This window comes from Psychrobacillus psychrodurans, from assembly GCF_050209195.1.
Lineage (GTDB): Bacteria > Bacillota > Bacilli > Bacillales_A > Planococcaceae > Psychrobacillus > Psychrobacillus psychrodurans.
This window is the reverse complement of the sequence record NZ_CP189791.1, coordinates 2,247,997-2,270,113: the sequence shown is the minus strand read 5'-3', so window position 1 is coordinate 2,270,113 and position 22,117 is coordinate 2,247,997. Positions and strand designations below refer to the sequence as shown.

Genomic DNA, 22,117 nt, shown 5'->3' with positions numbered 1-22,117 from the left:
TCCATTGATGAAGCATCGTTATTTACCAATGACTGAACAAGATCAAAAAGAAATGCTAGATGTAATTGGCATTTCTGCGATTGATGAATTGTTTGCAGACATTCCTGAAAAAGTTCGTTTTAAAGGTGAGTACAATATTAAACCTGCAAAAGCGGAATCAGCTCTACTTAAAGAATTGAGCCAGCTAGCTGCAAAAAATGCTGACAGTAAACAATACGCGTCATTTTTAGGTGCTGGGGTATATGATCATTTCAAACCGATTATTGTAGATCATGTTATCTCTAGATCTGAATTTTATACAGCTTACACTCCTTATCAACCAGAAATTTCACAAGGTGAGCTTCAAGCAATTTTTGAATTTCAAACAATGATATGTGAACTTACGGGAATGGACCTAGCGAATTCATCTATGTATGACGGTGGTACGGCATTAGCAGAAGCAGGGAATCTTGCTGCAGGTCATACACGTCGTAAAAAGCTAATTGTTTCTGAGGCTGTTCATCCTGAATATATCGATGTAGTGAAGGTATATGCACAAGGTCAGAATATTGAAGTAGTTACTGTGCCGATGAAAGACGGGGTAACGGATTTAGTGAAATTAGAAGGGTTAGTAGATGAAGATACTGCGGCAGTAATGGTCCAATATCCTAATTTCTTTGGACAAATAGAGGATTTAGCGGCAGTGGAACAACTGACACATGCGCAAAATGCGCTATTCGTTGTATCCTCTAATCCACTTGCACTTGGTGTGTTGACACCTCCAGGTAAATTTGGAGCAGATATTACAGTAGGAGATGCGCAAGTCTTTGGAATATCTGAAGCATTTGGTGGGCCACATTGTGGATTCTTTGCGGTAAATTCTAAGCTTATGCGTAAAGTACCAGGTCGTTTAGTTGGTGAAACTACGGATGAAGAGGGCCGTCGTGGCTATGTGTTAACGTTGCAGGCTCGTGAACAGCATATCCGTCGTGATAAAGCTACTTCGAACATCTGTTCAAATCAGGCATTAAATGCACTTGCTGCTTCTGTTGCGATGACTGCACTTGGCAAAAAAGGTGTAAAAGAAATGGCAACCCAAAATATCGTAAAAACACATTATGCAAAACAATCCTTTGAAAAAGCAGGATTTGAAGTGGTGTATCAAGGAGCTCATTTTAATGAAATCGTTGTAAAAGTAAACGGTTCAGTTGCAGATGCAAATAAAGGACTTCTTGAAAAAGGAATTATCGGTGGTTTTGACTTAGGTCGCGTAAATGCTGATCTGAAAAATCATGTATTAATCGCTGTAACAGAACAGCGTACAAAAGAGGAAATAGATGCACTCGTGCAAGAAATGGGGGCTCTTTATGCATAAGGATAATCAACCACTAATTTTTGAAATAACAAAAGAAGGTCGTGTAGGATATAATCTACCTGAACTAGATGTGCCTGCAGTAGATTTATCAACTCTATTACCAGAAGGTATGCAACGTGCTGAGGAAGCTGAATTACCAGAAGTATCTGAACTAGATATTATGCGTCACTATACAGCTTTATCTAATCGTAACCATGGTGTGGATACAGGATTTTATCCACTTGGATCATGTACGATGAAATACAATCCGAAAATTAATGAATCAGTTGCACGTTTCCCTGGCTTTGCTAATATTCATCCATTACAAGATGAAAGCTCTGTTCAAGGTGCAATGGAATTAATGTATGATCTTCAAGAGCATTTAATCGAGATAACTGGAATGGATGAAGTGACACTTCAACCTGCTGCAGGTGCACATGGTGAATGGACAGCTTTAATGATGATTCGAGCTTTCCATGAAGCAAATGGGGATACACAACGTACAAAAGTAATCGTTCCTGACTCTGCACATGGAACTAATCCTGCTTCAGCTACAGTTGCAGGCTTCGAAACGATTACAGTAAAATCCAATGAGGAAGGCTTAGTAGACTTGGAGGATTTACGTCGTGTTGTTGGCCCAGATACTGCTGCGTTGATGCTAACTAATCCAAATACTTTAGGTTTATTTGAAGAAACTATTCTGGAATTAGCTGAGATTATCCACGGTGTGGGTGGTAAATTGTATTATGACGGTGCAAATTTAAATGCTGTTATGTCAAAAGCACGTCCTGGAGATATGGGCTTTGACTGTGTTCACTTGAACTTGCATAAAACATTTACAGGTCCACATGGCGGCGGAGGTCCGGGTTCAGGTCCAGTTGGAGTTAAGGCTGATTTGATACCGTTCTTACCAAGTCCAGTTCTTGTAAAAGAGGAAGACAAATATACATTCGATTATAATCGACCGCAAACAATTGGAAGAGTAAAACCATTCTACGGAAACTTCGGTATTAATGTACGTGCATACACGTATATTCGTTCGATGGGGCCAGATGGTCTTAAAGCGGTAACAGAGTATGCTGTATTAAATGCAAACTACATGATGAGACGTTTAGAGGAACATTTTGATCTACCTTATAATCGTCATTGTAAGCATGAATTTGTACTAAGTGGTCGTCGTCAAAAGAAACTTGGTGTTCGTACGCTAGATATGGCAAAACGCTTGCTTGACTTTGGTTATCATCCACCTACGATCTACTTCCCATTGAATGTAGAAGAGGGCATGATGATCGAACCAACAGAAACTGAGTCAAAAGAAACTTTAGATGCTTTCTGTGATGCGATGATTCAAATTGCGAAAGAAGTAGAAGAAAACCCAGAAATCGTTCAAGATGCACCGCACACTACGGTGATAAACCGTTTAGATGAAACAAAAGCCGCACGTAAGCCGGTATTACGATATACAAAAGCATAATAGCAATCGTGCGATTCTTCCTAGGATCGCACTTTTTGCCATTCATTTCTAATTTAAAGGAATTATTGAACTTCCAATAGAATAAATACTTTATAAAGTATAGGAGGGGTTATAGTGCAAAAAATACTAGGAAAAGCTGAATATGCTCCGTATTATCAAAGTTATGTTGAACTTGTTTCTGAAGGGGATTTTGTTAATCTATTAGAAGAGGGTATTGATAAAACTACTAGGCTCGTTTCCCAATTATCTGAGGAACAGGGAATGTTCCGTTATGCGGCTGAGAAATGGACCGTTAAAGAATTGTTAGGGCATATGGCAGATACAGAACGAATTATGGCTCACAGACTATTGTCTGTTGTTAGAGGGGATGCAGTATCACTTCCAGGCTTTGATGAGGAGGTATATGTAAAAGCAGCGTCATTCAATGAGCAATCGATAAATGATTTGTTACAAAACCTCCAAGCTGTTCGTAGTTCAACTATTCATCTCGTGAAGAGTATAGATGCGGAGAGTATGCAAAAAAGTGGAACTGCGAATAATTCTAATGTAACTGCAAGGGCACTGGTTGTGATAATTCTAGGTCATGAGCTACATCATTGCAATATTTTGAGAGACCGTTATTTAGAAAATGAGCAATAAAAAATAGTTTTCCAGATGAGTGCTTTCTTCCCTTCTTCAGACGGCGAAGGACAGTTAATCCCCATAAGGGTACCGAGAAAAGAGAGATTGTTCGTAACGTCAGCTACGAATAATCTCTCTTTAATCTGTCGTTTGTAATATAGCTACAAATCTGTCCAAAACCTACTGAAGACGTTAGAGGCAGATTTTGACTTTAAGATGGGCTTACGACGTTCATAACAAGTAATAACATATATAATTCTAATGATAGTTACACCACTTAGTAGAAATCCATTTATCCAGCAAATAAGCTAATAAAATACCAATAGAATATCGTATCAAATCTTCAGGAAGGAATCCTTTGCCAAGTATTAGAGAACCGAGCAAAGAACCTCTTATTGTATTTATCCAGTCTGCCTGATATAGCTGACTAAATTCGATGCAAAAACAAAAAACAAGGCTTAAATAAATCGCCAAAAGCAGACTTTTGTGTACAAAGATAATTCGAAATAGAAAATACACCATAATTGCCCAAAGTGTATCACCAGCATGATTTACTATAAACATAGGTAAAGCACTGATATATCTACTAGCTAGGCCAAAAACTATGGAGACTAGAATAGCGATTACATAGTAAAATCTTTTCGATTCTTTAGTAACATGCATATTATATCACTCAGTTCATTAATAGTTAAACCCAATTGAACTTTCATCATTTTCCCATTTGTTCTTATTCGTACGGTTATTTTGCTTCGTTAATTCCTCAATTCGCTTCTCGAAGTCTAATTTTCCATCATAGTGCCAGTTCAGAGCTACGGACATATATAATTCGTTTAATTGAGACATTGAAAGGCCTTTTGAGAGCTTTGCCATTTTTTTTACTTGATCGTCAGAGAAGATTTCTTTGATATCAAGTCTACGTAAATAATTTTGTCGTACCGTTTCTGTTGGAGAAGGAATTTCATATGCCCGATCAAATCGACCGGCACGATTTATAAGTGCTGGATCTATTTTTTCAGGGTAGTTGGTTGTCCCTATGATAAATAGTCCTTCTCTGGATTGCGCACCGTCTAGGGTATTTAAAAAGACCGAGCGAGTATATTCAGGCATGGAGTCTATATCCTCAATAACTAAAATAGCAGGAGCTAGCCTCGTAACAATACCAAATACTTCTTGAATAGAATGACTGCCAGTGAACTCTGTGATCTGCCAATAGACAACAGGTGCTTTTGTAGAGCCTGTTATCGATTTTACTAATGTTGTCTTTCCATTACCTGGAGCCCCATATAGCAGAATTCCACGTTTGTACGGAAGTCCGTAATCCTTGAAAAAATAGCCATCTTTTTTAAAAAACTCATCAATCGAGCGGAAAATATCCTGTTTAATACTTTCTGCTAGAAGGACATCCTCCCTATTAACTGCAGCTTGCTCTCCGTAATTTCTACGCTGGACACCATTTTCCGTATCCACAAGATATGTAACGGCCTGCATTAATAATTGTCTCAGCTTTTCGTTAATTTCTTGTAAAAAATTTAACGCCTGTTCAACAGATGTTGAATAAAGTTGATATTCCGGCCATGTATTTCCGCCAGAATAATTGAATGCTAAGGTCAATGCAACATTATATTGTGGAAATAAAATCAAATTGTTCTCAAAGGTCTCTACAACCTCTAGTTTATTTTCGAAGGATAATTGAGACTTGCTGGAAATTTTGCCCTGAGATTTTGCTTCGAAAATGGAGCAAAGCACCTCATATTTTAGCAAGTTTTTTTCCATCATTTCTAACAAGTTCCCATCTAGTTGGAGGATGGATTCACCAATATCGATAGATTGCCAACTTTCATTCGTCCGTTCGTTCAATAAAGCAATAATTCGTCTAGAAACTATCGCAAAATCTTCATAATGTGGGTGAGTCTTTCTAAAATCTTCTGAATGGGAAAATAATATATGTTTTTGCATCTAAACCCTCCAAAATAATATGGATGAAAGAAAAAAGGTTCCTCTTAAATTAGAAGAACCTTATGTATTACTTAGATTTAACTTTACCTGTCCAAGCTTTGAATCCGCCTTGGAGTTGGAATAATTGTGTATATCCTTTTTTCTTTAAAAACATCGCTGAACGAGAACTTCTTGCGCCACTTTGATCATACAAATACACTGGCTTGTCTGGTCGAATTTCTTTGTATCGTTGACGAAATTGAGATGAAGGGATATTTCTTGCTCCCAAAATATGTCCACCATCAAATTCTTTCGGTTCACGAACATCAATCAGTTGGGCTTTACGATAGCCTTCAATGAATTGCTCTTGCGTGAGGTTAGTAACAATTTTTTTTAAACGATATGCCGAGATTCCAGCATAGACTAAAAGTACAACGAGTATAGCAATGACAAAATACAATAATTCTAACACGGTCTTTCCCCTTTCTATGTTTCCTATTCATTATAAAAGAAGTGCTAGATACAATTCAATCTATTTGATAAAATGATACTCGTTGTGAAGGGAGAGATTAAGGTGGAAAAGGCAAAATGGTACTTCATAAATTCTGGACCCTGTAGTCCATCTTATAACATGGCGATGGATGAAGCATTACTTGATTGGCATAGTGAAGGGCTTATTCCGCCAGTTATTAGATTTTACGAATGGAATCCAGCTACATTATCAATTGGTTATTTTCAAACCGTAGAAAAAGAGATTGATATGGATGCAGTAAAAAGATTAGGACTAGGTTTTGTTCGTAGACCTACTGGTGGAAGAGGGGTGCTTCACGAACACGAACTTACATACAGTGTGATCGTTACAGAGAGTTACCCAAGTATGCCTGCTACTGTAACAGAAGCTTATCGTGTTATTAGTGAAGGTTTACTATTAGGATTTCAAAACCTTGGTTTAAACGCTTATTTTTCTATTCCGAATACAGATAAACAAAAAGAAAATTTAAAAAAACCAAAATCCGCAGTATGTTTTGATGCACCGAGTTGGTATGAACTTGTGGTAGAAGGAAAAAAAGTGGCTGGAAGTGCTCAAACAAGGCAAAAAGGTGTTATTCTACAACATGGTGCGATTTTACTTGACCTCGATGAAGATAAGTTAATTGAAACGTTTAAATTTACTTCTGACGAGGTAAGAAATAGAGTGAGGAAAGGCCTATCTCAAAAAGCTGTCTCTATTAACAAAATAATATCAAAACCGGTAACGATTGAAGAATGTAAAGTTGCCTTTAAAAAAGGATTTGCTGATGCTTTGGAGATTGAATTGGTTGAATATACATTAACAGAAGAACAACAAAATTACGTAAAAGAACTAGAAGCGACAAGGTATGACAATGATGAATGGAATTTTAAAAAATAAAAGTAACAATGTCTTATAGCAAAAATGAAATATAGGAAATTAGTTCTTATATTTAAAATCCCTAATCAATTTGCTTTACCTTCTACATATTGTGTCGTATTATTATTAAAACCACTACATATTGTGTCAATCGCAATTTGTAGAAAGGAGGAAGAGTAAATGGTGACAGCCAAAAATGAAACCAAACTTACTTTAAATGTCGAAGCATTAAATAAAGATATCCAATTATTTCCACAAGTTCACCCTATTACGCAAGATATGACACTTACACATAAAGGTGTGTCGAGACTTGTCATGATTGATCGCTATTCTTTTAAGGATACTGAAAAGAAAACGTTAAAAGCAGGAGATTTTGTCGTTTTAACGGTAAAAGAAGATCCGAAATTCCCAGCTCGTGGTCTAGGCTATATTGTTTCTATTAACGAACAAGCAAAAACAGCTGAGGTGCAGATCGAGGAAGATTACCGAAGTGCAATTGAGGATGCTGCTAAAATCGAGTCTGGAATTATTACTCGTCCTTTAAGTGTCATTGAAAAACCTCTTGAAGTTTATTACGAGCAAATTGCAAAAAGAAATGCAACAGGACTCGCATCTGTAGAAGAAACAGAAGAAAAACGTGGAGAATGGTTTGAGAAATTCTATCAACAACTAGTTTCTTTGAAATTTATCCCAGCTGGACGAGTATTGTACGGTGCAGGAACAGGAACAGATGTAACTTATTTTAACTGTTATGTAATGCCATTCGTTGCAGATTCTCGTGAAGGAATCAGTGATCACCGTAAGCAAGTAATGGAAATTATGAGTCGTGGCGGTGGTGTTGGTACAAACGGCTCTACTCTAAGACCAAGAAATACGTTGGCTCGCGGAGTGAACGGAAAATCATCTGGTTCTGTTTCATGGTTAGATGATATTGCTAAACTGACTCATCTTGTTGAACAAGGTGGATCACGGAGAGGCGCACAAATGATAATGCTAGCAGATTGGCATCCTGATATTGCAGAATTTATAATTTCGAAAATGCAAAATCCTCGTATTCTGCGTTTCTTGATTGAAAATACGAATGATGAAACAATTAAACAACTAGCGAAGGACAAGCTTAAATTCAAACCTCTTACAATCCAGGAAGAAGCTATGTATCAAGGCATTATAAATTATAAAGCAATTCCAGGTTTAGGTGGATTTAATAGTGAGATAATTCGTGATGCGGAAACAAAATTACGTGATGGCGGAACTTATTCTGTTCATAATTCCGAGTTTTTGACTGGTGCAAACATCTCCGTTACGCTTACGGATGACTTTATGAAGGCTGTAGAGGAAGACGGCGACTTTGAATTGCGTTTCCCAGCAACCGAAGCTTATTCTCCAGAAGAGATGAAATTCTACAATGAAAATTGGCATAAAATTGGTGATGTTCGTGAATGGGAAAGAATGGGCTACGAAGTACGTACTTATCGCACAGTAAAAGCGAAAGAGTTATGGAATTTGATTAACATTTGTGCTACTTATTCAGCAGAACCAGGTGTTTTCTTCATTGATAATGCTAACGAAAAAACGAATGCAACAGCATACGGACAAAAAGTTGTCGCAACTAATCCTTGTGGCGAACAACCGCTTGCTCCATATTCTGTATGTAACTTGGCTGCTGTGAATTTAGCACAATTTGCAAATAAAGACACAAAAACAGTCGATTATGAAGCGTTAAAAGAAACTGTTCGTGTTGGTGTACGCATGCAAGATAACGTGATCGATGCTACGCCATATTTCTTAGAAGAAAATAAAGTACAAGCACTTGGCGAAAGACGTGTAGGTTTAGGTGTGATGGGTCTTGCCGACTTGTTAATTTATTGTGAAAAAGAGTATGGTTCGGATGAAGGTAACGTTTTAGTGGACGAAATCTTTAAAACAATTGCAATTGCAGCATATGAAACATCTGCAGAACTTGCTGTAGAGCGTGGAAGCTTCCCATTCCTAACTGGTGAAACAGAAGAGGAAACGAATCGTTTACGTAAAGCATTTACGGAAACTGGATTTATGAGTTCAATGCCAGAAGACATTCGAAACTCTATTTTAGAAAATGGTATTCGAAATTCTCATTTATTAACAGTTGCACCTACTGGTTCTACTGGAACAATGGTAGGCGTTTCTACTGGACTGGAGCCGTATTATTCATTCACTTATTACAGAAGTGGACGTCTAGGTAAATTCATCGAGGTAAAAGCAGATATTGTACAAGAATATTTAGAGAGCAATGAAACAGCAGAAGAAGAAAATCTTCCAAATTGGTTCGTTACTGCTATGGAACTTGCTCCAGAAGCACACGCAGACGTACAATGTATAATTCAGCGCTGGATTGATAGTTCTATTTCTAAAACGGTCAACGCACCACGTGGTTATACAGTTGAACAGGTAGAGGGTGTTTACGAGCGTTTATATCGCGGAGGAGCTAAGGGTGGTACTGTGTATGTCGATGGAAGTCGTGACTCGCAAGTTTTAACCTTAAAAGCAGAGGAAAATACATTAGAAGATCATCCAAAGGAAGAAAAAGTAGAAAAAAGACATGTAGTTTTAATAGATACCATTCAAGATTTACGTTCAACTAATGTAACAATTGGTTCAGAGGTAGGAAATACATGTCCTGTTTGTCGTAAAGGTACTGTAGAAGAAATGGGTGGATGTAATACATGCACCAATTGTAATGCCCAACTGAAATGTGGGTTGTAATTTAATAATTATAAAATCGCATGCAGCATTGAAATAAAGTTTTATAAAAAGTAACCTCTTCGGTAGGATGCCGAATGAGGTTACTTTTTTATATTTCTTAAAAATATAGTTATAAATGTACATTAATAAATCATTTCTATAAAAACGTGCTAAATAGTTAAATCCGAATAACGCTGATTTCCGCGGGCATATCTTCAATCTTCTCTGGCCCAACGGGATGTTGTTCAGGAAAGCGTTGGATCGCGTTATGGTGCAACATAGCCCTTGTGCCTTACAAGCTTTCCTCGCGCTGGTCTAGCTGGAGTCACCACCTGCTGCTCCAATCAACGTAAAGGACTTTTTAAACAACCTAAAAATAAATTGCGATTAAAAGTAAATATTCGTTTTATTACTTACTCTAATTCACTTCAAATGCAACAATTTTTTAAAAGTGGGGAGAGAGCAAAACGTAAAAGTAGATTGCTAAGAAAATATTCAATAGAAGAAAGGAATAAGGATAACTGTTGAAGTAAAATAGCGATTTATTTATGCTATTAAGAATTTTAGCAAAAAGAAAACATCTTTCACTTATGAACTTGTACAGAACAAGCATTATTGAAAACATATATATAATTTTAAATTTTTAAAAAATATTGACAGTATTATTTCCTCTTGATATATTGTGTATATAAGGTATACACAGTATACACGGAAGGGGATGTAATATGATTGCTTTGGAAGTTAAGAATATAAATAAAAAGTATAAAGATTTCCAATTAAAAGATGTATCGTTTCAACTGGAAAAGGGTTATATTATGGGTTTTATTGGTGCTAATGGTGCAGGAAAAACAACTACAATAAAATCGATTTTGAATATGAATCATCTGGAAAGTGGCGAGATTCACATTCTTGGTAAAAATATAGTCGAATATGAGCTTGAATTGAAACAGGACATAGGATTCGCATTTGGCGGCACTGATTTCTATACTCGTAGCAAAATCAAAACGTTGACCAATGTAATTAAGAAGTTCTATAAAAATTGGGATGATGAATCCTATTACAACTATTTAAGGAAATTCAAATTGGACGAAAATAAAAAAATCGTCGAATTGTCTACGGGAATGAAAATTAAGTATAGTTTATCACTTGCCCTATCCCATGGTGCAAAGCTTCTCATCCTCGATGAACCGACTAGCGGACTTGATCCGGTTGCTAGAGATGAACTGTTGGATATTTTTCAAGAACTCGTATTAGATGGCGAAATCAGTATTCTTTTCTCCACCCATATTACGTCAGACTTGGAGAAGTGCGCCGATTTTATTACTTTCATTGAAAATGGACAAATAATTCACAGCCAGGAAAAAGAAGAGTTTAAGGAGTCCTATCGTCTTCTAAATGGCAACGAAAGCCAGCTAAACGAAGTTAAAGCTAAGTTGATTTCCTACAAAATTAATTCATTTGGCTTTACAGGATTAATTCAATCAAAAGATTTTAATTTGGCATCCAATATTAAAGCAACCATACCAAGTCTTGAAGAAATCATGATTTATCTAACGAGAAAGGAGAATAAGCATGTATAACTTAGTGATGAAGGATTTAAAATTAGCCATCAATCCTTGGTTTCTGGCGATGCCTTTTTTAACAGGTGCTTTAATGCTTATACCTGGTTGGATATATTTAATAGTTCTTCAGTATTTTTTTTGGATATCGATACCGAATATTTTTGGTCAATTTAAAGCGCAGAACGATCTGATATTTACTACATCAATGCCTGTATCTAGAATAGACATGGTGAGGTCAAGGGTAATTGTTATTGTTACCTTGGAATTATTGCATATTGCAGTTGCAATGTTCTTTGGTATGTTCACGATTCACTTATACCCGAATATGATCTACTATTTCTTCGCACCGCATATGGGTTTTTGGGGGCTGTGTTTTGTTATGCTTGCAATCTTCAACATCATCTTTATCCCCATGTACTACAAAACAGCGTATAAATATGGTGCTGCGGTGACTGCATCCATTACGGCTTCATTGCTTTTCTCTGTAGGTGTGCAATGGTTGGGAATCCAGAATTCTTTTGTATTCAACACTTTTAATGGTACTGGTGCTGAGAATATGATGATTCAACTATTAATTTTACTTGCAGGAATTGCAATATTTACATTGTTTACTGTTACAGCCTGCAAACTAGCAATTAAACGATTTGAGAAAGTAGATATTTAATGAACATAGCTATTTCTAACACATCTGAAAAACCAATCTATCAGCAACTTTTTGAACAAATCAGTGCCCAAATTATCAAGGGCGAGATAAACCAAGGCTATAACTTACCACCAATACGACAAGCAGCCAAAGAACTTAGTGTTAGTATTATTACCATAAAAAAAGCTTGGGAAGAACTCGAAAGATGTGGTTTGATTTACACTATAACTGGTAAAGGGTGTTTTGTCTCTGAACTCTCATCTGTTGAGGTGCTTCAAAAACGTAATGAAATGATTATGAAGCAAATGGTTAAAGACGTGTCATACTATAAATCTTTTGGCCTGACCTTAGATGAAATAATTGAACTGTTACAAGAGAGTTATTAACAATATTTTTATTGTAAATGAGTGTTGTACTAAACTTCACAATAAATAATCTGTTTTAATCCAACTTCATTTTAAAGCCAAAGCACAAGCTGATAAGCCCTTATCACTTGTGCTTTTATTTTATTCCTACGTTTAATAACTAGTCCATTCGCTTAAACTATGGAAAAACAAAGGAGATTTACATGAAAGGATTATCAATTAGTACTAGTCTCGTTGCAGCAATTTTCACGACCATTCTATTTAAATTTCTGGATTATTTCCAATTTATTAAATGGGATCCTATAGGATATACAAAGACGTTTCAATTTTTAAAAGGGAGCAACGTATATGTTAAATGGATAATTTTATTTTTAGTCATATGGGGGATTTGTTTTCTTTTATATTATGTTTGTTTATTGTTTGCCAAAATTCCAGTGTCCATAACTAGTATTGCTTTGGGTCTCCTAATCGCCATAGCACTTGAATGGATTATTTTAGATGCAGATTCAATAGAGAAAACAATAAAAAAATTATCTATACCATTTATATGTATAGTTATTGTTGCTGTTCGTTTCATCATGGAATCAGCGATATTTCACTCCCAGGACACCCCACTTGGAAAATGAAAATTTACCGCCCCCACTTACTGTGATAAAATATATAAATAGGATATTTTAAAATGAGAAGAGGGCTAAAAATGAAACTAGGTAAATTACGTGCAGCACTTGAAGAAAACGGAGTAGATGCTTTATTAATAACGAACGGTCATAGCATACGATATATGACAGGATTTACTGGAACAGCTGGTGTAGCAATCATTTCTAAAAATGACGCTATGTTTATAACGGATTTCCGTTACACAGAGCAAGCAGCGAGTCAAATCAAAGATTTTCGTATAGTACAACATAAGAAAACAATAATCGAAGAAATTGCTACTCAAGTTACAGATATGGGGATAAACTCATTAGGATTTGAAAAAAATGATGTCACTTATAGCGACTTTGAACTATACAAACAAGCAATACAAGCCGATTTAGTACCACTATCAGGACTTGTTGAAAAAATTCGCTTGATTAAGACGGACGAAGAGATTAGTATAATAAAGGCAGCTTGTCGTATTGCTGATGAAGCATATGAATATATCTTAACTTACATAAAACCAGGTATGACCGAGCTTGATGTATCCAATGAATTGGAATTTTTCATGCGTAAAAAAGGAGCAACTTCCTCTTCCTTTGATATAATAGTTGCTTCTGGAACACGTTCAGCACTTCCGCACGGGGTTGCTACTGATAAGGTCATTGAAAATGGAGATTTTGTAACATTAGATTTCGGTGCATTATACAATGGGTATATTTCAGATACTACACGTACGTTAGCTGTTGGAGAACCAAGTGATAAATTGAAAGAGATTTATCAAGTAGTCCTCGACTCACAGCTACTGGCTTTAGAAAAAGTTAAACCTGGAATGACTGGGAAAGAAGCAGATGCTATTGCTAGGGATTATATAGCTTCAAAAGGTTACGGTGAAGCATTCGGTCACTCATTAGGTCATGGGATCGGATTAGAAGTACATGAGGGTCCGGGATTATCATTCCGTTCTGATATTGTTTTGGAGCCAGGTATGGTTATTACGATAGAACCAGGTATTTATCTTCCGAACATTGGTGGAGTGCGAATCGAAGATGATGCTCTTGTTACGGAGAATGGTTTAGAAAAGTTAACGCATTCGACAAAAGAATTACTAATTTTATCTTAATTTGGAGGGAAAATAATGATTTCAGTAAATGATTTTAAAACAGGCTTAACAATACTAGTTGATGGGGTACTATACAGAGTATTGGATTTCCAACATGTTAAACCTGGTAAAGGCGCAGCATTCGTACGCTCTAAATTGAGAAATTTACGTAACGGTTCAGTAAATGAAAAAACTTTCCGTGCTGGAGAAAAAGTAGAAAAAGCACAAATTGATAACCGTAAAATGCAATATCTATATGCTAGTGGAGATCAACATGTATTCATGGATACAGATTCTTACGAACAAATCGAATTAGGTGAAAACCAAATTGAATACGAACTAAAATTCTTACGCGAAAATATGGAAATACATGTAATTCAATTCCAAGGAGAAACATTGGGAGTAGAATTACCAAAAACAGTTATTCTTGAGGTAACAGAAACAGAGCCAGGTATCAAAGGGGATACTTCAGGTGGCGGTTCTAAAACTGCTAGTCTTGAAACTGGTTTAGTAGTAACGGTTCCATTGTTTATAAATGTTGGTGATAAACTAATTATCAATACAGATGAAGGCTCTTACGTATCAAGAGCTCAATAATTTAATGATATACAATGTAGAGTCTCACATTTGTGAGGCTCTTTTTTAATGAAGAATTACTAAGAAGTCCTAGTATTTAAAAGAATAATATCTATAAGAGAGGGACGTTTTGGCTGAAATCAAAGATATGTAGGAGTTATAAACGCCATGGAAACATACGATCGCCCAGGACACAGGTGTATGAACCCTCGCCCAGCAGTAATCCTCTCTTGAAACGCTCAAACGCTCGGGAAACTAGTGTAACCACCCTAGCTCCTCAGCGATTTGCCTGATGAACTGCTATATCCACCTGATCCCGATTTAGGAAAGGCTTGTCGATCTAAAGCCCACAAGAAACGAATTAAAAGTGGTTTAGTACTTTCTTTCATAATCCATCTTACTTCATCATATGTTGTTTGTATGGAAGGGGGAGGCATTGTGGAACTTCACGATGTACTTCGAGTTGCGGGTATTGGTTTATTAATAGCAATACTTCACTTGTTTTTTGAATCCACTGGTAAAAAGGAGTTTGCATTTTTTTTGTTTTTTGTTGGTTATATATATATGACAATTGAATTATTGCGACTGTTGAAACTATTTTTTTACGAAATATCTACATTTTTAGAATGGCTTATGATGACGAGTTAGCTAATGGTCATTTACATTACAATTATACTAGCATTTGTTTTGCTGCAATTAGTAAAAGAAACATACCCTCGCATTCATTCAATTGTATATACGATTTACATTTTTCTCTTTTTAACTTATATATTCACGGTACTTATCATTCCTTATGTCTCCCAGTACATCTCCGTCATTCCAGCAAATCTACTACCAGTCTTTAAACTACTTTTATTTTCAGTCGTATTATTATTTCTTTCACAGATCATCGAAGAACTTTTTTTGGACTATGAATATACAAGCCTTGCCACGCTATTCACTTTTACGACAAAAGCTATTTTGCTCATTGTCTGGCTAAATCATATGCAGCAATTCTATGACAAGTTTTTATCAATTTTGGGACTACTCTCTTGAAGGAATGAACAGCAATGGAAGAAATACTAATGTCTTTACTGCAGCCTATAAAAGAGGTAGCGCAAACATTTTCGTACATTCTATTATTTGGATTTGTCTTTATATGTCTAGAGTGGTTTATTCCGTCTAGTAAAAGATTGTTTAAATTATTATTTATGCTCATAGTATGCATCTACTGTTTGGAACCCGCTATTCGAGCATTAGAAATGATACAGGCTATGACGAGTGAACTAGTTACTCTCTTCCTTGGTATATATCCCATTTTAACACTCGGGATTGCTGCTTCAGGAGGAGCATTTCTAATTACATCATGGAATCCAGCTGTGATGTTATTTGCTTCCTTCACTACAGTATTAGCTGGGAAAATTTTAATACCTGCCATTATGGCTGCTTTTATATTTGACTTAATAAGTAGAATTCATCCTCCTACTTCATTTTCAAAAATGTCTGATCTCATCCGTTTAACTTTAATAGGATCTACTTCTATTATTCTTCTCTTATATAGTATTTTCATGTCAGTGAACGGTGTGATTACGTGGTCTGTAAGTGGGACCGTTAATGAGACTGTAAAGCGGTTAATTCAAAATAATATTCCGTTTGTCGGATCTTTATTGACGGAAAGTATTAGTACAATGAAGAACTTTTCCTCCTCTGCTTCAGTTATAACAGGAAACGCAGTTATTCTATCTGTGCTAATGTTGGTATCAATTCCAACCATACAAACAATTCTTATTGCTTTTTTATATCGTTTACTCGGTGCTATTTTAGAGCCTTTTGTTGACGGCAATATAAGTGGACTACTAGATGATATTGGTAAGACGCTGTTCGTACTTTCTATAATTTCAGTGCTAATTGCGTTTACGTTTTTCTTTACAATTATTTTAACAATGCTATTTGCAAAACTATTAATAAGTGGGAAAGGATAGTAACCATCGTTACGACACTTCTCTTAGGTATTTTAATGATTGTTCTAATTGGAGAGTTAATCTCTATATTATTGGAGCATACCGATAAAGAAAGGAACGGATTTCTTGTGAAAATTGCAATTATCTATTGGATTCTTTCCTTTCTCTTCATATAAACAGGTTGTCTTGCATAAAGTATTGTAACCATCATGAAAAGAAGGGTGATTCACAATTTCATTCAAACAAAAACCCACTTTTCGTTTTGTTGTCATTTGTATAGCTGTTCTTTTCATTAGTCTACTTTTTTCTGACCTACTTACTCGTGATGAAGGGAGCAATGTTGAAACCCAAGTTCCAGCCTATCAAGACTCAGAAAATCTAATATCTATTTTAGAAAAGATTAATGGGGTAGGTAAGGTTGCAGTTTATTTTCATTACGATGTTAGTTCTGAAAACACTTCGGAAAGTGATGATCTTTCATTATTCCAGTGGACAAGTGACAGTAAAAAGGACAAAGAGGAATTGATTGGAATACTAGTAGTTGCGGAAGGGGCGAACGATAAACGTATACAAAATAGTTTAATAAAGACACTTTCATCTGTACTGCAAATATCTCCACATCGAATTGTGATAGAAGAAATGGAATTGGAGGATAAATAATATGAATAGAAAAAGATCTGTATGGTTTTTAACATTATTTAGTTTAGTAGCAGTAGTGACGGTTTTCTATGTATCGGATCGACCATCTCCATTCGATGGGATTCAACTATTTTCCGATGATACGTTAGATGAGGTAGGGCTAGTAGAGACTTCGTCGACAAATGAAGAATCATTTGTTTCTAAAAGTAATGCATTTGAAGAAATGAGAATGGAAGTAACTGAAAAACGCAGTCAACTTCGTGATCAATTAACTACAAAAGTAGGTTCCAATGAATTTACTGCGGAACAAAAAGACGAGGCATATAACCAAATTGAGGAACTAGTTAAAATTGATTCCACTGAAGCGATGCTGGAATTAATCATCAAGTCATTAGGTTATGATGACGCATTAGTTCGTATAGAAGAGAGTGATGTTTTTATAGATGTTGTATCAAATGAACAATCGACTAAAAAAGCATCAGAAATTATTTATCAGGTTAAACGTGAGTGGCCGGAAGCTTATAATGTTGAAGTAAGTTTTGATGGTCAGTAATCTATAAAAAGATTAAAATACTTAGTATATAGTAATTTAGAAGAGTGCCTGAATAGGCGCTTTTTTTTATGAGTAATTGTAAGTGAGCACTGGTTTCATGATATTTAAAGGATGAATAACCCAGCCAGTATTCATATGCAGTGAACCTTCCGCTTTTCATTAGCAGTGCTCAATAATATATTTTACATAGCTGATTGATGTTACAAGAGCAGGGACATCCCATCCGTAAATTCCGGTAGGTAATTGTTAAATGTAGTTAACTCACTAAACAAAAAGTAATTTAAACTATTGAGATATGGAGTAATTTCATTTTAAGAGTATTGGACGACAAAGATCTAGTTGGAGTACGGCTGACAGACAAATGCCATAAATTACCGAAAAAAGATAGATCAGTCTTGACCGCACTAATTAATAGGTTCTAAAAATCAATGTTAATATAACGAGCAGTATGTCTTTCCGAAGCCTAATGAAAAGCCTAGAAACAGTTTTTTAAACTATAAAGACGAAGCTTATTATTTGTCTGTTTTTATTTATTATTTCAGAATAATTAACCCTATCTATTTCAAATTTGCACGAAAACGTCTAAAATAGAAAATGGAGCAATTAATAATGTAGATTAAAGGGGAATAGCTAAATGAAGATTCAAGAAATAAGAGAAATTATTAAACTAGTCGATCAGTCGTCATTAGATGAATTTTTATACGAATCAGAAGGTACAAAAATTAAACTGAAAAAAAATGCAAAAGGTACTGTAAATTCTACTAGTGAAACATTTGATAGTTCATCAATTGTAGAACAACCAAAACAAGTAGAGGTAAAAGCCCCTATCGTTCAAGAAATACCAAAAGAACCTGCTGTAGTAGAAACTGCCGAAGATGTAGTGGATAGCTCATTACATACCATTATTTCACCAATGGTTGGTACGTTTTATCAATCCTCTTCACCAGATGCAGCTGCATACGTTGAAGTTGGTACGAAAGTATCGTCTGATTCTATCGTCTGCATCGTAGAAGCAATGAAGCTGTTCAATGAAATTGAAGCGGAAATTGATGGAGAAGTAGTAGAGATTCTTGTGAAAGACGGACAACTAGTTGAATATGGTCAACCTCTGTTCCTCGTTAAAGGAAACTAAGAAAGGAGCAAGGATGATGAAAAAAGTACTAATTGCGAATCGCGGAGAAATAGCTGTCCGTATAATACGTGCATGTAAAGAATTAGATATTGAAACTGTTGCTGTGTATTCAGAAGCAGATCGTGAAGCACTTCATGTTCAAATTGCTGATGAAGCTTACTGTATTGGTCCGAGACTTTCAAAGGATTCCTATTTAAACTTCTCGAATATTATAACTGTAGCAAAACTAACTGGCTGTGATGGAATTCATCCTGGTTATGGATTCCTAGCGGAGAATGCCGAGTTTGCTGAGCTATGTGAAGAGTGTGATATTAAATTTATCGGGCCAACTTCTTCTGCTATTAAAAGTATGGGAATTAAAGATGTTGCTAAAGAAACAATGCAAAAAGCAGGAGTTCCAACAGTGCCAGGATCTAAAGGCATTGTAGAAACCGATGAGGATGCATTGAAAGTTGCAAATGAAATTGGTTTTCCAGTAATTATTAAAGCTACTGCCGGTGGCGGTGGTAAGGGAATCCGTGTAGCTAAAGATGAAGAAGATCTTCTAAAAGGAATTAAAATAACTCAAAAAGAAGCGGCAGCAGCATTTGGCAACCCTGGCGTTTACTTAGAAAAATATATTGAAGTATTCCGTCACGTAGAAATTCAAGTGTTAGCTGATGGTCACGGAAACGCGGTCCACCTAGGAGAGCGCGATTGTACCGTTCAACGTCGCATGCAAAAGCTAGTAGAAGAAGCACCATCACCAGCATTGTCCGAAGAGCTTCGCGCTGAAATGGGAGAAGCTGCTGTGAAGGCAGCCCTTGCTGTTGGTTATGAAAGTGCGGGTACAGTAGAATTTATTTTTGATCATATTGAACAAAAATTCTACTTTATGGAAATGAACACACGTATTCAAGTGGAGCATCCTGTCACAGAAATGATTACAGGTGTAGATTTGATCAAACAAATGCTTTTAGTTGCAGCTGGTGAAAAATTGCCTTTCGAACAAAAAGATATTAAACTTAATGGATGGTCAATTGAATGTCGTATTAATGCGGAGAACCCTGCGAAAAACTTTATGCCTTCTCCAGGACTAGTTGAGTTTTATTTACCTCCAGGTGGGTTAGGAGTTCGAGTAGATTCAGCTGTATACCCGGGTTATACGATACCACCATTCTATGATTCGATGGTTGCTAAGCTTATAGTCCATGCTGCAACTCGAGAAGAAGCAATCGCTAAAATGAAACGTGCACTAAGCGAGTTTGCTGTTGAAGGGGTAGAAACTACGATTGGATTTCATTCGAAGCTCATGAATCATGAAGTATTTGTGTCAGGAGATTTTGACACGAAATTCTTAGAAAAATATGATGTAATGAATTCATAATAAGGAGTGAAGGATATGACAGAAACTACTGAACAAAAATTTGTTCAAATGACTCCTGAAGGAAAAGAATATTTAGGGACAATAGAAATTGCTCCTGAAGTAATTACAGTAATTGCTGGAATTGCTACAAATGAAGTAGAAGGTATTGCTGGTACACGAGGAAACTTTGCAGCAGGAGTAGTAGAACGCTTAGGGAAAAAAGTACATGGCAAGGGGATTAAAACGGAGATAAACAATGAGGGATTATTTATCGATGTATATTGCCTTGTGAAATATGGCTCATCTGTTCCTATAGTTGCAAGAGAAGTCCAATCCCAAATTCGCCAATCAATCGAGAATATGACGAGTTTGACACCTAAAGAAGTGAATGTACATATAACAGGTGTTCAATTCGATACAGTAGAATAAAAGAGAAAGAGCTATCCGTTAGATGGCTCTTTCTTTTTTTTGCCTTTCTAATACACATACTGCAAAAAAATATGCTATGATTGTCTAGATAGTTACATTTAAAGGAGAACTAAATAATGAAACGAAGACAAGCGAGAGAATTAGCATTACAAGCATTATTTCAATTAGACAATCATGAAATTTCCATAGAAGAAGCTATTGGACATGTTACGGAAGAAAAAGATTCCTTCCTAACTCAAGTAGTGTCTGGAGTCGTGAATCACAAAGAGGAAATAGATGCTTCTTTAACAGATAAACTAGAAAACTGGTCGCTTTCCAGACTTCCGAAAATTGAACGTACGGTGCTAAGAATTGCAGTATTTGAGTTACTATACACTGAAGAAACACCAGCTAAAGTTGTAATTAATGAAGCACTAGAAATTTGTAAAGTATTTGGAGACGAGAAATCAAGTCGTTTCGTAAATGGTGTTTTATCTAAATACGCAGAGTAATAATCTACATTGACTTAAGGAGCGTTTGAAGTGTCTACTAAAAAAATTGATGGAAAACAAATTGCAGGATTAGTTACAGAAAAAGTGAAAGAACGTGTTGAAAACCTAAAATCTAAAGATATCGTTCCAGGATTAGCGGTTGTTTTAGTAGGGAACAATCCAGCATCACAAACTTATGTAAACAATAAAGCAAAGACATGCGAACGTTTAGGCATGTATTCCGTATTAATAGAGCTAGACGAAAATATTTCTGAAACGGAGCTTCTTAAAAATGTAGAGGCACTTAACCAAGATGATAAAATTCATGGTATTTTAGTTCAATTGCCATTGCCTTCACAAATTGATGAAGACCGAGTAATAGCAGCTATTTCTCCATTAAAAGACGTGGATGGTTTCCACCCAGAAAATGTTGGGAAAATGATGATTGGCCAACAATCTTTCCTTCCTTGTACACCTTTTGGCGTGATGAAATTACTTGAATATAGTGATGTAGAAATTGCAGGAAAACACGCTGTTATTATTGGTCGAAGCAATATTGTTGGTAAACCGATGGGGCAATTATTATTACAAAAAGATGCGACAGTTACCTACTGTCATTCTAGAACAAAAGATTTACATTCTTTTACTAAACAAGCTGATATTTTAGTTGTAGCAACTGGTCGAACTAAAATGATTGATGCTAGTTATATTAAAGAAGGTGCAGTTGTTATTGATGTAGGCATCAACCGTGACGAAAACAATAAGCTTTGCGGAGATGTAGATTTTGATTCCGCACAGGAGGTAGCTTCGCTGATTACCCCAGTACCTGGTGGTGTAGGTCCAATGACAATCGCGATGCTTATGGAAAATACTTGTTTAGCAGCTGAAAGTACATTAACTAATAAATAATTGGTGAGCTGTTTTTCTATGAAAGACAGCTTTTACCTTGAAGGATAAACCTACTTTTTTATGTAATCCGTTAACGCTACTGATTTCCGTTACATGTGGACGCTTTCCACGGGCGAGGCCGAGCCTCCTCGGTAGCTACGCTCCCTGCGGGGTCTCGACTTTCTCGCTTATCCCGCTGGAGTCGCCGCATTTCACTCCAATCAATAAATTGAGTATTAACTGCAATTAGATTTTGTAAAGCCTATCGCTAGGTAGAAATAGATTAAGATTTAGCATAGATAAATTGGACTTCTAAAAGCTGTTGAATTAGAGATGCTACTAATTTTATCTGATATTTGATTT

The 22,117-nt window shown here is 36.0% G+C and carries 24 protein-coding genes; 21 read left to right on the top strand and 3 right to left on the bottom strand.

What is annotated here, in order from left to right:
- Positions 1 to 7 precede the first annotated feature (7 nt).
- The 3 genes from gcvPA to ACQCPR_RS10905 all read left to right on the top strand — a co-directional run bounded on the left by gcvPA (position 8) and on the right by ACQCPR_RS10905 (position 3,446).
- Positions 8 to 1,354: an aminomethyl-transferring glycine dehydrogenase subunit GcvPA gene (gene gcvPA, locus ACQCPR_RS10915; RefSeq protein WP_427137035.1), complete on the top strand. Its 1,347-nt coding sequence runs from the start codon at positions 8 to 10 to the stop codon at positions 1,352 to 1,354.
- Positions 1,347 to 2,807 (top strand): aminomethyl-transferring glycine dehydrogenase subunit GcvPB, encoded by a 1,461-nt coding sequence (gcvPB, locus tag ACQCPR_RS10910; protein ID WP_090563708.1) that lies wholly within the window; start codon positions 1,347 to 1,349, stop codon positions 2,805 to 2,807. The genes gcvPA and gcvPB overlap by 8 nt, the downstream gene beginning before the upstream one ends.
- A 114-nt stretch (positions 2,808 to 2,921) precedes the next feature.
- Positions 2,922 to 3,446 carry a DinB family protein gene (locus ACQCPR_RS10905; protein ID WP_427137034.1) on the top strand — a complete coding sequence of 175 codons (525 nt, stop codon included), beginning with the start codon at positions 2,922 to 2,924 and terminating at the stop codon, positions 3,444 to 3,446.
- 240 nt (positions 3,447 to 3,686) lie between these two features.
- Here ACQCPR_RS10905 and ACQCPR_RS10900 read toward each other — a convergent pair whose 3' ends face one another.
- From ACQCPR_RS10900 to ACQCPR_RS10890, 3 genes are all read right to left on the bottom strand, one after another.
- Positions 3,687 to 3,992 (bottom strand): DUF2809 domain-containing protein, encoded by a 306-nt coding sequence (locus ACQCPR_RS10900; RefSeq protein WP_427138936.1) that lies wholly within the window; start codon positions 3,990 to 3,992, stop codon positions 3,687 to 3,689.
- Between the two features lie 117 nt (positions 3,993 to 4,109).
- The gene (locus tag ACQCPR_RS10895) at positions 4,110 to 5,384 is read right to left on the bottom strand and encodes an AAA family ATPase (RefSeq protein ID WP_427137033.1); all 1,275 of its coding nucleotides are present in this window, start codon (positions 5,382 to 5,384) and stop codon (positions 4,110 to 4,112) included.
- 67 nt (positions 5,385 to 5,451) lie between these two features.
- The gene (locus ACQCPR_RS10890) at positions 5,452 to 5,835 is read right to left on the bottom strand and encodes a rhodanese-like domain-containing protein (protein ID WP_090563703.1); all 384 of its coding nucleotides are present in this window, start codon (positions 5,833 to 5,835) and stop codon (positions 5,452 to 5,454) included.
- A 102-nt stretch (positions 5,836 to 5,937) separates the two neighbouring features.
- Here ACQCPR_RS10890 and ACQCPR_RS10885 point away from each other — a divergent pair, with 102 nt between their 5' ends.
- The 18 genes from ACQCPR_RS10885 (at position 5,938) to folD (ending at position 21,775) form a co-directional block, all read left to right on the top strand.
- Entirely contained in the window at positions 5,938 to 6,774 is an 837-nt protein-coding gene (locus tag ACQCPR_RS10885; protein ID WP_427137032.1) for a lipoate--protein ligase family protein, read from the top strand.
- A gap of 159 nt (positions 6,775 to 6,933) precedes the next feature.
- Positions 6,934 to 9,495: a vitamin B12-dependent ribonucleotide reductase gene (locus ACQCPR_RS10880; protein ID WP_427137031.1), complete on the top strand. Its 2,562-nt coding sequence runs from the start codon at positions 6,934 to 6,936 to the stop codon at positions 9,493 to 9,495.
- 704 nt (positions 9,496 to 10,199) lie between these two features.
- On the top strand, positions 10,200 to 11,054 hold the full coding sequence (locus ACQCPR_RS10875) for an ABC transporter ATP-binding protein (RefSeq protein ID WP_427137030.1): 855 nt from the start codon (positions 10,200 to 10,202) through the stop codon (positions 11,052 to 11,054).
- On the top strand, positions 11,047 to 11,700 hold the full coding sequence (locus ACQCPR_RS10870) for an ABC-2 transporter permease (protein WP_427137029.1): 654 nt from the start codon (positions 11,047 to 11,049) through the stop codon (positions 11,698 to 11,700). The genes ACQCPR_RS10875 and ACQCPR_RS10870 overlap by 8 nt, the downstream gene beginning before the upstream one ends.
- Positions 11,700 to 12,065: a GntR family transcriptional regulator gene (locus ACQCPR_RS10865; RefSeq protein ID WP_427137028.1), complete on the top strand. Its 366-nt coding sequence runs from the start codon at positions 11,700 to 11,702 to the stop codon at positions 12,063 to 12,065. The genes ACQCPR_RS10870 and ACQCPR_RS10865 overlap by 1 nt, the downstream gene beginning before the upstream one ends.
- 182 nt (positions 12,066 to 12,247) lie before the next feature.
- Positions 12,248 to 12,670, top strand: coding sequence for a hypothetical protein (locus ACQCPR_RS10860; RefSeq protein WP_093496642.1), 423 nt, complete (start codon positions 12,248 to 12,250; stop codon positions 12,668 to 12,670).
- A 71-nt stretch (positions 12,671 to 12,741) separates the two neighbouring features.
- On the top strand, positions 12,742 to 13,803 hold the full coding sequence (locus ACQCPR_RS10855; protein ID WP_093496643.1) for a M24 family metallopeptidase: 1,062 nt from the start codon (positions 12,742 to 12,744) through the stop codon (positions 13,801 to 13,803).
- A 15-nt stretch (positions 13,804 to 13,818) separates the two neighbouring features.
- Entirely contained in the window at positions 13,819 to 14,379 is a 561-nt protein-coding gene (efp, locus tag ACQCPR_RS10850) for an elongation factor P (RefSeq protein WP_090563694.1), read from the top strand.
- Between the two features lie 417 nt (positions 14,380 to 14,796).
- The gene (locus tag ACQCPR_RS10845; protein ID WP_090563692.1) at positions 14,797 to 15,006 is read left to right on the top strand and encodes a SpoIIIAC/SpoIIIAD family protein; all 210 of its coding nucleotides are present in this window, start codon (positions 14,797 to 14,799) and stop codon (positions 15,004 to 15,006) included.
- A 3-nt stretch (positions 15,007 to 15,009) separates the two neighbouring features.
- Positions 15,010 to 15,393 (top strand): hypothetical protein, encoded by a 384-nt coding sequence (locus tag ACQCPR_RS10840; RefSeq protein WP_090563690.1) that lies wholly within the window; start codon positions 15,010 to 15,012, stop codon positions 15,391 to 15,393.
- A gap of 14 nt (positions 15,394 to 15,407) precedes the next feature.
- Positions 15,408 to 16,319: a stage III sporulation protein AE gene (locus ACQCPR_RS10835; protein ID WP_090563688.1), complete on the top strand. Its 912-nt coding sequence runs from the start codon at positions 15,408 to 15,410 to the stop codon at positions 16,317 to 16,319.
- A gap of 501 nt (positions 16,320 to 16,820) precedes the next feature.
- The gene (locus ACQCPR_RS10830) at positions 16,821 to 16,958 is read left to right on the top strand and encodes a hypothetical protein (protein WP_241600037.1); all 138 of its coding nucleotides are present in this window, start codon (positions 16,821 to 16,823) and stop codon (positions 16,956 to 16,958) included.
- A gap of 1 nt (position 16,959) precedes the next feature.
- The gene (locus tag ACQCPR_RS10825; protein WP_090563687.1) at positions 16,960 to 17,490 is read left to right on the top strand and encodes a SpoIIIAH-like family protein; all 531 of its coding nucleotides are present in this window, start codon (positions 16,960 to 16,962) and stop codon (positions 17,488 to 17,490) included.
- Between the two features lie 634 nt (positions 17,491 to 18,124).
- A complete protein-coding gene (gene accB, locus ACQCPR_RS10820) occupies positions 18,125 to 18,622 on the top strand; it encodes an acetyl-CoA carboxylase biotin carboxyl carrier protein (protein WP_427137027.1) in 498 nt (165 codons plus the stop codon).
- A gap of 13 nt (positions 18,623 to 18,635) precedes the next feature.
- On the top strand, positions 18,636 to 19,988 hold the full coding sequence (gene accC / locus ACQCPR_RS10815; RefSeq protein ID WP_090563683.1) for an acetyl-CoA carboxylase biotin carboxylase subunit: 1,353 nt from the start codon (positions 18,636 to 18,638) through the stop codon (positions 19,986 to 19,988).
- A gap of 15 nt (positions 19,989 to 20,003) precedes the next feature.
- Positions 20,004 to 20,396 carry an Asp23/Gls24 family envelope stress response protein gene (locus tag ACQCPR_RS10810; RefSeq protein ID WP_090563682.1) on the top strand — a complete coding sequence of 131 codons (393 nt, stop codon included), beginning with the start codon at positions 20,004 to 20,006 and terminating at the stop codon, positions 20,394 to 20,396.
- Positions 20,397 to 20,512: 116 nt separating this feature from the next.
- Positions 20,513 to 20,887 (top strand): transcription antitermination factor NusB, encoded by a 375-nt coding sequence (gene nusB, locus ACQCPR_RS10805; RefSeq protein WP_090563681.1) that lies wholly within the window; start codon positions 20,513 to 20,515, stop codon positions 20,885 to 20,887.
- A 30-nt stretch (positions 20,888 to 20,917) separates the two neighbouring features.
- On the top strand, positions 20,918 to 21,775 hold the full coding sequence (folD, locus tag ACQCPR_RS10800; RefSeq protein WP_427137026.1) for a bifunctional methylenetetrahydrofolate dehydrogenase/methenyltetrahydrofolate cyclohydrolase FolD: 858 nt from the start codon (positions 20,918 to 20,920) through the stop codon (positions 21,773 to 21,775).
- Positions 21,776 to 22,117: the final 342 nt, after the last annotated feature.

Bases quoted from the DNA above. Each gene is read 5' to 3' on its own strand.
- ACQCPR_RS10865 (WP_427137028.1), top strand. From the start codon at position 11,700: ATGAACATAGCTATTTCTAACACATCTGAAAAACCAATCTATCAGCAA.
- ACQCPR_RS10880 (WP_427137031.1), top strand. From the start codon at position 6,934: ATGGTGACAGCCAAAAATGAAACCAAACTTACTTTAAATGTCGAAGCA.
- gcvPB (WP_090563708.1), top strand. From the start codon at position 1,347: ATGCATAAGGATAATCAACCACTAATTTTTGAAATAACAAAAGAAGGT.
- ACQCPR_RS10870 (WP_427137029.1), top strand. From the start codon at position 11,047: ATGTATAACTTAGTGATGAAGGATTTAAAATTAGCCATCAATCCTTGG.
- accC (WP_090563683.1), top strand. From the start codon at position 18,636: ATGATGAAAAAAGTACTAATTGCGAATCGCGGAGAAATAGCTGTCCGT.
- ACQCPR_RS10835 (WP_090563688.1), top strand. From the start codon at position 15,408: ATGGAAGAAATACTAATGTCTTTACTGCAGCCTATAAAAGAGGTAGCG.
- ACQCPR_RS10860 (WP_093496642.1), top strand. From the start codon at position 12,248: ATGAAAGGATTATCAATTAGTACTAGTCTCGTTGCAGCAATTTTCACG.
- nusB (WP_090563681.1), top strand. From the start codon at position 20,513: ATGAAACGAAGACAAGCGAGAGAATTAGCATTACAAGCATTATTTCAA.
- ACQCPR_RS10810 (WP_090563682.1), top strand. From the start codon at position 20,004: ATGACAGAAACTACTGAACAAAAATTTGTTCAAATGACTCCTGAAGGA.
- ACQCPR_RS10855 (WP_093496643.1), top strand. From the start codon at position 12,742: ATGAAACTAGGTAAATTACGTGCAGCACTTGAAGAAAACGGAGTAGAT.
- ACQCPR_RS10900 (WP_427138936.1), bottom strand. From the start codon at position 3,992: ATGTTTATAGTAAATCATGCTGGTGATACACTTTGGGCAATTATGGTG.
- efp (WP_090563694.1), top strand. From the start codon at position 13,819: ATGATTTCAGTAAATGATTTTAAAACAGGCTTAACAATACTAGTTGAT.
- ACQCPR_RS10875 (WP_427137030.1), top strand. From the start codon at position 10,200: ATGATTGCTTTGGAAGTTAAGAATATAAATAAAAAGTATAAAGATTTC.
- ACQCPR_RS10895 (WP_427137033.1), bottom strand. From the start codon at position 5,384: ATGCAAAAACATATATTATTTTCCCATTCAGAAGATTTTAGAAAGACT.
- ACQCPR_RS10840 (WP_090563690.1), top strand. From the start codon at position 15,010: ATGGTCATTTACATTACAATTATACTAGCATTTGTTTTGCTGCAATTA.
- accB (WP_427137027.1), top strand. From the start codon at position 18,125: ATGAAGATTCAAGAAATAAGAGAAATTATTAAACTAGTCGATCAGTCG.
- gcvPA (WP_427137035.1), top strand. From the start codon at position 8: ATGAAGCATCGTTATTTACCAATGACTGAACAAGATCAAAAAGAAATG.
- ACQCPR_RS10825 (WP_090563687.1), top strand. From the start codon at position 16,960: ATGAATAGAAAAAGATCTGTATGGTTTTTAACATTATTTAGTTTAGTA.